This is a genomic window from Vulcanococcus limneticus LL, from assembly GCF_002252705.1.
In the GTDB taxonomy this organism is placed as follows: domain Bacteria; phylum Cyanobacteriota; class Cyanobacteriia; order PCC-6307; family Cyanobiaceae; genus Vulcanococcus; species Vulcanococcus limneticus.
This window is the reverse complement of the sequence record NZ_NQLA01000037.1, coordinates 20,174-29,247: the sequence shown is the minus strand read 5'-3', so window position 1 is coordinate 29,247 and position 9,074 is coordinate 20,174. Positions and strand designations below refer to the sequence as shown.

The 9,074-nt window shown below is 62.5% G+C and carries 12 protein-coding genes; 6 read left to right on the top strand and 6 right to left on the bottom strand.

Annotation, left to right across the window (positions count from 1 at the left end; genetic code table 11):
• The coding region (locus tag CJZ98_RS19130) for a hypothetical protein (protein ID WP_232756469.1) at positions 1-181 on the top strand (181 nt) is incomplete at its 5' end.
• A 43-nt stretch (positions 182-224) separates the two neighbouring features.
• Here the strand turns inward: CJZ98_RS19130 and CJZ98_RS13190 are convergent.
• Positions 225-512, bottom strand: coding sequence for a hypothetical protein (locus tag CJZ98_RS13190; RefSeq protein WP_094591598.1), 288 nt, complete (start codon positions 510-512; stop codon positions 225-227).
• A gap of 125 nt (positions 513-637) precedes the next feature.
• On the opposite strand from CJZ98_RS13190, the gene CJZ98_RS13185 reads away from it, so the two are divergent.
• Both CJZ98_RS13185 and CJZ98_RS13180 read left to right on the top strand, forming a co-directional pair.
• Positions 638-1,363: a PspA/IM30 family protein gene (locus CJZ98_RS13185; RefSeq protein WP_094591597.1), complete on the top strand. Its 726-nt coding sequence runs from the start codon at positions 638-640 to the stop codon at positions 1,361-1,363.
• Positions 1,360-2,307, top strand: coding sequence for a phosphate ABC transporter substrate-binding protein (locus CJZ98_RS13180; RefSeq protein WP_094591596.1), 948 nt, complete (start codon positions 1,360-1,362; stop codon positions 2,305-2,307). The genes CJZ98_RS13185 and CJZ98_RS13180 overlap by 4 nt, the downstream gene beginning before the upstream one ends.
• Before the next feature lie 69 nt (positions 2,308-2,376).
• Here the strand turns inward: CJZ98_RS13180 and CJZ98_RS13175 are convergent, their stop codons facing one another.
• Entirely contained in the window at positions 2,377-3,348 is a 972-nt protein-coding gene (locus CJZ98_RS13175; protein WP_094591595.1) for an ATP-grasp domain-containing protein, read from the bottom strand.
• A gap of 317 nt (positions 3,349-3,665) precedes the next feature.
• Between CJZ98_RS13175 and CJZ98_RS13170 the strand changes: the two genes are divergently transcribed.
• Positions 3,666-4,931 (top strand): saccharopine dehydrogenase family protein, encoded by a 1,266-nt coding sequence (locus CJZ98_RS13170; RefSeq protein ID WP_198537775.1) that lies wholly within the window; start codon positions 3,666-3,668, stop codon positions 4,929-4,931.
• A gap of 47 nt (positions 4,932-4,978) precedes the next feature.
• On the opposite strand, the gene speD is transcribed toward CJZ98_RS13170, so the two are convergent.
• The 4 genes from speD to CJZ98_RS13150 form a co-directional block, all read right to left on the bottom strand.
• Positions 4,979-5,431, bottom strand: a complete 453-nt coding sequence (gene speD, locus CJZ98_RS13165) for an adenosylmethionine decarboxylase (RefSeq protein WP_094591600.1) — start codon at positions 5,429-5,431, stop codon at positions 4,979-4,981.
• A 116-nt stretch (positions 5,432-5,547) separates the two neighbouring features.
• On the bottom strand, positions 5,548-6,687 hold the full coding sequence (locus CJZ98_RS13160; protein WP_094591593.1) for a SpoIIE family protein phosphatase: 1,140 nt from the start codon (positions 6,685-6,687) through the stop codon (positions 5,548-5,550).
• A gap of 74 nt (positions 6,688-6,761) precedes the next feature.
• On the bottom strand, positions 6,762-7,214 hold the full coding sequence (locus CJZ98_RS13155; RefSeq protein ID WP_094591592.1) for an ATP-binding protein: 453 nt from the start codon (positions 7,212-7,214) through the stop codon (positions 6,762-6,764).
• Positions 7,215-7,218: 4 nt separating this feature from the next.
• Entirely contained in the window at positions 7,219-7,581 is a 363-nt protein-coding gene (locus CJZ98_RS13150) for an STAS domain-containing protein (RefSeq protein ID WP_157910984.1), read from the bottom strand.
• A gap of 324 nt (positions 7,582-7,905) precedes the next feature.
• Between CJZ98_RS13150 and CJZ98_RS13145 the strand changes: the two genes are divergently transcribed.
• Both CJZ98_RS13145 and CJZ98_RS13140 read left to right on the top strand, forming a co-directional pair.
• Positions 7,906-8,637 (top strand): thermonuclease family protein, encoded by a 732-nt coding sequence (locus tag CJZ98_RS13145; RefSeq protein WP_232756468.1) that lies wholly within the window; start codon positions 7,906-7,908, stop codon positions 8,635-8,637.
• Between the two features lie 82 nt (positions 8,638-8,719).
• Entirely contained in the window at positions 8,720-9,025 is a 306-nt protein-coding gene (locus CJZ98_RS13140; protein WP_232756467.1) for a hypothetical protein, read from the top strand.
• The last annotated feature ends 49 nt before the right edge of the window (positions 9,026-9,074 follow it).

Here is a 9,074-nt window from a genome sequence, read left to right as displayed (position 1 = left end):
CAATTTGGCCGTAACAGGCCGATTTGCGCACATTTTACCGGCAGAAGCTGCTCAGATCCATTGCGGCGCAGAAGATCTGGTGTTTCTCAGGAGGCCCCAAGTAATGAATCGGCTAAGGAATGACCAAGAAACTGCTGTCGGCGTTGCAGCAGCCAGACGGGCCACCAACAGGAGGTTCTGATTTGTTTAATCCGAGCCCGGGCAGGGCAGCTGGCCTGGAAGTCTCAGAGATCGCTGTACTTCTGCTCGATCGAGGCGGGCACCGCTTCAAGCAGGCGCTGTTCGAGTTCCCAGATCCGCTGCCTCAGGTCCTCACGGCTCTGCCACAACTGCTGGGCCGGGCGCCCTGCCTGCGGTCGGTGCACGCCTTCGCCGCGACGGATCAGGATGACCAGGCCCGTGAGGCAACCAAGAAGCAACAGCAGGATGGCGAGTCCACTGCCGGAACGCAGCGGCCGCAGGTCTTTACCAGAAGCGAAGGCCGGAAGCGATGGGGAAGACTTGGTGGACATGGGGGCCAGGCGCGCTGGTTGCCTCCATCCTGACCCCGGCCAGCCCCATGACAGGCCGCTCGGTGGCTGAGACCGATGACGGGCCCGGGAGAGCCACCTAGCCTTTCTGGAGCTGGCTGCTGGACGTGAAGACCTTCGTCTATTGGCTGATGGGCGAGCGTGCCGGTCGCGTGATTGTGGGCAGCTGGCGGTGGCTCTGGGGCCTGCCGGTGGAGGCCGGCGGCAAGATGGCTGTGGCTGTAGCGGAAGAATCGCTGCAGTCGATGCAGGAGTCTGTACAGCAGCTGGCCAAGGCGGTGGCCATGCAAGTGGGCTCCTATGAAAGGGCAAAGGGCAAATACCAGGAGAAAACCAATGAGCTCAAGACCTTTGAGGAGCAGGCGCAACTGGCCCTCAGCACAGGCCATGAGGATGGTGCCCGCCTGGCGATGAGCCGTGCGATTCAGATCGAAAAGCTGCTGCCAGCCCTTGATCAGCAAGTTCAGCAGGCGGAGGCATTCGTCAACGCCTCAAAAGACAAACTGAACCGAGAGCGTATCAAGCTGGAACAGTACAAGTCTGATATGCAGAACATCAAGGACCTGGCCGAGGTCAATGCAGCGCTCGAATCAATCGCCAAGGTCAACAGCGATTTCGACATCGGCTCAGCCCGATCCAGCTTCGAGGCGGCCAAGAATGCCGTTGAAGGCCGCCACCTGACCAGCAAGGCCATGGCGGAGCTCTCCGAGAATCCCCAGGAGAAGTTGGCAGCTGATCTCGATCAGCTCACCCTGGATGATCAGGTCTCCCAACGCCTCAGGGCCCTGGAGGCAGCGGCTGAACCGCAACGCCCCGAACCCAAACAGTCATGAATCAGCAGCCATCGGGAGGCCAGCGAAGTGGTCCGCCGCCGATTGTTTTCATCGCACTGGCCTTTGCTGGGTTGTGGCTGGTTCAGTCCCAACTGCACCAGCTCAAGGGGTGGCGGCTGGCCATGCCAACGATCCCCAATCCGCCATCCATCCCTGCTGTTGGCAGTGGCAGTGAAACCAAGGTTGCGACGCTCTTCCCTCGGCAAGGAAGCGTGCCAGCTGGCACAAAGGTCAGCATTGATGGCTCCACCAGCATGGTTCTCATCAATGAAGCCCTTAAGGCTGGCTTCCTGAAGTCCTATCCCGATAGCTTGGTAGAAACCGCTGCCACTGGTTCCGACAATGGCATCCAAGCTCTCCTGGGTGGGAGCATCAACCTGGCGGCCATCTCACGCCCATTGACCGAAGAGGAGAAGGGGCGTGGCCTAGGTGCTGTGCAGGTTGCCAAGGATCGAATCGCCATCGTGGTCGGAGTCGCCAACCCCTTCCGCCGCAGCCTCTCCCGCAGCCAGTTGGTGCAGGTCTTCCGTGGCGAGATCACGAACTGGGCCACCTTCGGTGGACCCGATCGCACGATCCGGGTTTTCAATAGGCCCAGCGTCAGTGGAACGAACAAGATCTTCCGTACGGTCGTTCTTGAAGATGGCAATTTTGGAACGACGCCCAACATCACGACCCTTGTGCGTGATGCGACAACACCCATGCTGCGGATGCTCGGCCCCGATGGGATTGGGTACGCCACCTATGGGCAGGTAGCCGATCAACAGACGGTGCGCGTGCTACCCATTGACGGCAGGACCCCTGAAGCAGAATCCTATCCATTCCAGCGACCCCTGTTCTATGCCTATCGGGAACCGCCAACTGCTCAAGCCAAGGCATTCCTTGGCTTTGCACTCTCCAAGGATGGACAGTCCAAGATTGCTGAGGCCATTCAGGGGCCCTAGTCAAAGCTGGTATCAATCCTCAGCCAATGCCATCGGATTGGAATCCGACCGATCTGCGTTCTGATCGCTCTAGCCACTGGAGTCAGCGACGCTGGGTGCCGAATGGGCAGCGTCCATAGCCAGTGCTGGTTCGGCGAGTTGGCGCCTGATTCGCCAATGACAATGCTGCAGGATCGTACGGGCGATGTTCATGCCCGTAGCCTGCTCGAAGCCCAGGAAGCCAGGAGCGCTGTTCACTTCACAGACCCGATACCCATCGCCCTCGAAAAGGAGATCCACCCCAGCAATCTCCAGCCCCAGGGACTGGGCACACTCACGAGCCAGCACCTCGATCTCGTCATCAAGCGGATAGATCTCCCCACATCCCCCTCGGGAGATGTTGGCCTTGAAGCTGCCGTCAACACTGCGCCGCAGCATCGCGCCAACGACGCGACCACCCACAACCCAGACGCGCAGATCCTGGCCCGGACGCTCGCCAAAGTATTCCTGCAAGATCAAAGCCTTGCCCTGGTCAAGGCTGGCAATCAGCTCCATGAGATCGCGAAAGCTCTCCTTGTCTCGGCTCAGGTACACACCCTCTCCGAATGATCCCGCGATCAGCTTCACGACGCAGGGAAAGCCAATCTGTCTCTCCACCAGGGAAAGATCCACGGGGAAGCGAACAAGCATTGTTCGAGGAATTGGTAGATTGCCATGGGCCAGAAGCTGCTGGCAATACAGCTTGTCCTTGACGGCCTCGATTGCGCGAGGTGAGTTGATCACGGCGACACCAAGGTGTTCAAACTGCCTGAGGATGGCCAGGCTGAAGTAACTGGTACTGCTGCCAGTACGGGGTAGAATCCCATCTGGAAGCTCAACCTCCTGACCACACCGCCGGATCGAGCGGCTTCCACCACGGGTCACGATCAGATCGATTTCATTGGTACCGACAAACTCAATATCAGTTCCAAGAATATGGGCCTCCTCCCGGAAGCGCTGTTCTTCGTAGGTTGGGGTACTCGGGCTTGCTTGGCTTGCGGACTGCAGGATCCAGAGCTTCATGGCAGGCGTGTCTCCAGCAGTCAACAACGCGGCCAACTCTGCTCCTGACGGGCTCTCTGCTCAGGTTGGCTGCGATACCCCATCAGGTGACGACTCAACAGCACGCCTTGCGCTGGATCAACGGGTTGTTGCGGCCGGCATCACTAGCAGCTGTGCGCTGGTCTGTGGACATGCAACTCCAGACCTCACGCGCGAGGGCATGCGCAGGTGAGGATGGATGCCTATAGGCCCGAGGCACCATGGTGATGAGCAGACCATTGGAGGCAGCCGAACCGCTCTCCGTGGCATTTTTCGGGCTCGGTGCCGTGGGATCCTCCATGTTGATCTGCCTGGCAGAATTGGCCGAGCGCGATGGGGTGCCCATTCGCTTCTTGGTGGTGGTGCTGGAGCCGGAGCTGGCCCGTGATGCCCTCTTCCATGCCGAGTGGCTGTTTGACCGCATCGACTTCTTGCAGGTTTCAGACTTCGATGCGTTGTTTGACGGATCGGATGACCAGCTTGCCCACCTGAAGGGCGCCCACATTCTTGTCAATGCGGCCAATCCACGTTTCAACGAACCGATGTTGAAACTGGGCCTGGAAGTCGGCGCCAATGTTCTTGATCTGGCCTCTGATATGTATGATGCCGAAACGGAACGCACCTACACCTTTTCCCAGTATGGTTTCGATCAGGCCTATCGGGAGCAGGGTCGTGCGGCCCTGATCAACTTCGGCATCTCTCCCGGAGTCACCAACTTTCTGATCGGCTTGCGACTGCATCAACTGCGCGCAGCACGCCGCCGCGATCTCGAGATCGAGAGCGTTGATCTCTTCCTGCTTGAGGACATTGATGCCGATGAGATTGTTTTTTCCTGGTCACCTCTGGTGGCCCTGGAAGAGCTGGCAGCACGGCCCAGGTTGCTGCGCGAAGGTCGCCTCCAGATTCTGGAGCCGTTCAGCGCTGGCCGCGATCACACCTTCCCAGGCGAGGTGTCCCCAACGCGTCAGTATCCCCTGTACCAGGAAGAACTACTGTCCCTGCACCGCTCTTTCCCGGAAATCGAGTCCATCGGCGTCTATACAGGCGGTTCCGAAGTGGAGCTTGTCAAGGCGCTCTTCAAGCTCAATCTGCTATCAAAACGCACCCTACCTCAGCAGAGTGAACTCACGGTCGAGGCCATGGTTCGCGCCATCCTACCTGGCATGAACAAGCCGCGTCGAATCGAAGAGTACCTGCGCAATGGCGTGATCCGTCGGGCCCACTTTGCAGCTGCTGCTGAAATTCGCTATACGGAGCAGGTTCGAAGTGACCGCCAAAAAACGATTGAGACCGTGGGCTTCAGCTACTTGCGCTACAAAGGTCTACTGCACAGCCCCTATGCTGGGGCCACCTACATCTCCTATCCCACGGCGGTAGGTGCCGCGATTCTGGCCTGGCATGCCATTGCTTTCATTCGGGAGGATGGTGGTGAGCTGCACGGCGTGATCACCGGCGAAGATCTGGCCCGATTGCTTCCCAATGCCCGCGTCGAAGCGATCCGCCGTGACCTCGTGGCCTGGGATATCGACCTGTTTGAGAGCGTGCGGGATGCGACAACGGTCTGAGCCGCTGCCGCAGAGCCCCCACCAGTCAGCTCAGCTCTGCTCAGCGTTCAGGGTTCGCGCTCCGCTCCGGCAATTTTGCAGGGCGTTTCCCTGCGAAAGCTCTTGAGCAGATGGCTGTGTGCTTGCAATTCCTCCACCAGCACCTGGCAGGCCTTCTCAGGCATGGTGTGGTCTCCGCAGGTAAAGACATCCACGGCTGCATAGCCAGACTCCGGCCATGTATGGATGGAGATATGGGATTCAGCCAAAAGTGCTAGTCCTGTCACCCCCTGCGGTTCAAAGCTGTGGGTGATCAAATTGAGAAGTGTCGCGCCTGCACGCAGTGCTGCGTTCGTGATGGCGGATCGGAGAAAGAGTTCGTCGTCGAGCCTGGCACCGTTGCAGCCGTAGAGCTCGAGGATGCAGTGTTTGCCGACGGTATCGGTGACTGGAGTTTGGGCTTGGGTGGTTTGGGCTGTCCATCCAGGATTTGGGTGGAAGCGCGCAAAGGCTTCACTCATCAAGGGCGCTGCAGGTAGCCCCTCCACCTAAGCACGGCTGGCGCTGCAGGTGCCAGCGAGGAGATGGCCGGATCAACGCCAGGTGCAGCGCTTCTGCGCCCCCCTTCCACTGCGGCTCAGGGCCGCCGCAACAACAGCAGGGTGCAGTCGTCCTCCAGGGCGCCGCTGCCGCTGAAGGCGGTGAGTGCATCGCGCACGGCATCCAGAATCGTCGGCAGCGGTTCCTGCCCCCGCTGGGTCAGCAGGTCGCGGCACGGGTCGATGCCAAAGGGGCGGCCCTCGCCATCCTCCGCTTCACTGAGCCCATCGGTGTAGGCGAACAGCAAGTCGCCGCGGTTGAGTTGCACCGTTGCGGCCCGATAGGTGGCCCGGGGGGCGACACCGGCCAGGAGCCCACGGGGCAGGGGGAGCTCCGTGCAGTGGCCTTCCTGGATCAGCAGGGGTGGCAGGTGACCGGCATTGGAGTAGGTGAGGGTGCCACTGGCCGGCTCCAGGTAGCCACAGAACAGGGTGGCGAACAGACAGGTGTCATTGCCCTCGCAGAGGAAGGCATTCAGCTGCTCCAGCACGGTCTCTGGAGCGGTGGTGGTCATCGCCAGACTGCGCATCAGCCCGATCGTGCGCGCCATCAGCAGGGCCGCGCCTATCCCATGGCCCGACACGTCGCCGATGCAGAGGAACAGTCGGTCGTCTGCGGTGAGAAAGCTGTCGAAGAAGTCGCCACCCACACTGGCCGCCGGCTCCACCCTGGCGCACACATCCAGGTCGTGGCGGTCGGGGAAGAGGGGATGGCGCAGGGGCAGCATGCTCGCCTGCAGTTGCCGGGCCAGGTCGAGCTCCTTGCGCAGATGCTCCAGTTCAAGCCGCTCGCGCAGGCTGTTCAGCGCCAGCTGGTTGGTGGTGCGTGCCCGTTCCGTGAGCCCCCGCATCATGTTGCGGGCCACCCCCGGCAAGGGCACCAGCCGCTTCCAGAAGAAAGGGCCGCTCAGGTGCAGCACCTCCGCTTCCCCCTCGCATCGCACCAGCGCCGACACCGGCAACCGATCGATGGCGGAATACTCGCCGATGCAGTATCCCGGCTGGATCGGGATGCCCTGGCCCGCGGTGATGTCCGCTGACAGGTACACCATCAGCTCGCCCTTGAGCAGGATGTAGAGGCTGTCGTTGGGTTGCCCCGGCTTTAGCAGGTCGGTGCCGGCGCTGAGCCGACGCACCTCGCAGCGGCTGAGCAGGCGCACCAACAACGCTTCATCCACCTCCCGGAAGAGGGGGATCCAGCCATAGCCCCGGTGATTGTTGGGGGAGGCGTGGGGTACGGGAGCGTGGGAGCTCAGGATTCAGGAGTCCAGTGCATCGCGATTCTGAGTTCGTTGCGCCCATCCAGGACCCGGTAGGCCATGCCATCACTGAAAGCCTTCACCAGGCGCAGCCCTAGTCCGCCCGGGGAGGCCTCGCTCAGGCTGTCCGGCATGGGCTTGAGGCTGACCTGACCGGAATCGAATGGCTTTCCGCTATCCGACACCACCAGCTGGGCACCGCAGCCACTGGGCGGCGGAACGGCCTCCAGCTGCAGCTGGATCGGATGCTGCGCCGCCGCCTCACCGCCATGCTCCACGAGATTCGCCAGGACCTCGTTGAGGCAGAGCTCGAGCCGGTCGATCTGCTCCTCAGGAACGGCCAGGGCCGCACCGCTCTCCCGCAGCCAGCAGGAGGCGCGCCGGAACTCCAACGGATCCGCGTGGATCTCCAGGAACAGGCTGCCAGGCGCAGGGGGAGCGCTCATCACCTCAGTGGGCCCCAGCCCCCAGGGAGTCCAGAGCCGCGGCCTCTTCGGTAAAGACCGGGATGATGTCGGCGATGCCGACGGTCTCCAGGGTGCTCTGAACCAGGGCGTTGTCACCCACCAGCAGGGCCATCCGGCCGCCCTTCATGTCCAGGGCCTTGGCGCTGTGGATGATGGAGCGCAGGCCTACGGATGCCAGGAACGTCACCCCGCTCAGATCGACGAGAACCCCAACCGGCTTGCTGGCCGCCAGGCTGGTGAAGCGCAGTTCGATTTCGCCGACACCCACCATGTCCAGTCGGCCGCCTAGCCGGATCCGGCGCAGATCGTCCGCCAGATCCTCGTGCTCAAGGGAAACGCTGCTCATGGTGATCGAAGGATGGGCCAGTGGTGCCCTGCTGACCGTAGGCATCACCTGGGGTCGTGCCAAGAATTGATTCGCGCGTGGTGTCGGGCAACACATCGGCTCGATCGGACTGGACGCGATGGTCCTGATTCGAGCCTGATCAGGAGCCGCAGCGGCTGATCGGCCATGGCACTGCCAACCCTGGACAGAATGGGCGGCAGCTCTACCTCCAGAACAGACCAGGACACTGCCAGGCTCCAGCAAGTTCCAGCCTGGCCGCTACTGCCAGCGGCGGCGCATTGAGGCAGATACTGCATAGCGGAGGCCTCAGGTCAGACTCCAGGAGTGCCAAGGCCATCCCTGCCCCTGCTGCTCACGGCCCTGCTGGTGGTGAGCAGCCCGGTGACATCAGCAGCCCTGCCCCTGGGCGGCGCGGCCACGGTGGTGTCGATCGGCGATGGCGACACGATCCGCGTGCGTGAGAGTGGCCGGCTGGTGACGGTGCGGCTGGCCTGCATCGATGCCCCCGAGATGGCCCAGGCCCCCTACGGAGCCCAGGCCCGCCTCTATCTGCAGACCCGCCTGCCGACCGGCAGTGATGTGCGGCTGATCCCCCAGACCACCGACCGCTATGGCCGCACCGTGGCCGAAGTAATCGGTGGGGTGAACCTGAACCTGGCCCTGGTGGAAGACGGCCTGGCCTTTGCCTATCGCCAATACCTGAGCGGCTGCAACGCCAGAGAGTATCTCGACGCCGAATATCGGGCCAGCCGCCGGCGCTACGGCGTGTGGCAGGTGCCCGGCGGCCTCACCCGACCCTGGGACTTCCGGCGCAGCAGACGAACCACAAAACCCGCTGGTGCGGGCGCCGCTGGATCCAGCAGTCAGAAGCCATCCCCCTGGGCCACCAGCACCCCGCTCGCACCCACGGGTGCCACAAACACCACAACCGGGGGTCGCCGCTACCGCTGCCGCGAGATCGGCTCCTATGCCCAGGCCCAGCAACTGCTGCGTCAGGGCCACACCTACCTCGATGGCGACGGGGATGGGGAGGCCTGCGAAAGCCTGCGCCGTTGAGCCTGCCGGCGCAGCCGCAGCCAGCCAGTTCCCGATGCCATCGAGGCCGCCCGGAACCCTTAGGAGCCCCGTCCCTGTCCCCGTGCTGCTCCTGCACCGACTCCTGGCCTGGTGTCTGCCCTGGCAGCCCAGCCTCTGGGCCAGGGCCAGGGCCGATGCCACCCACGCCCAGGCAACCGCAGACCAGGCCAACCTGCTGGCTGAGCTGGACCTGCTCCAGCTGGCCCAGGCCCTGCAGCGGCAGGCCCAGCGTCACGGCGGCTACGAGGGGGAGGTCTTTGATCTGATGCTCTCGATCGCCGATCGGCTCGAGCAGCACCACGGCTGGGCCCCTGACCAGAGCGACGCCTGGCTGGAGCGGATGGGGGTCTGGGACTGGGAGGACTGAGGGCTCACGAAGGCCTTGTCAAGGACACCCCAGACCCTCCAGCGGTTAG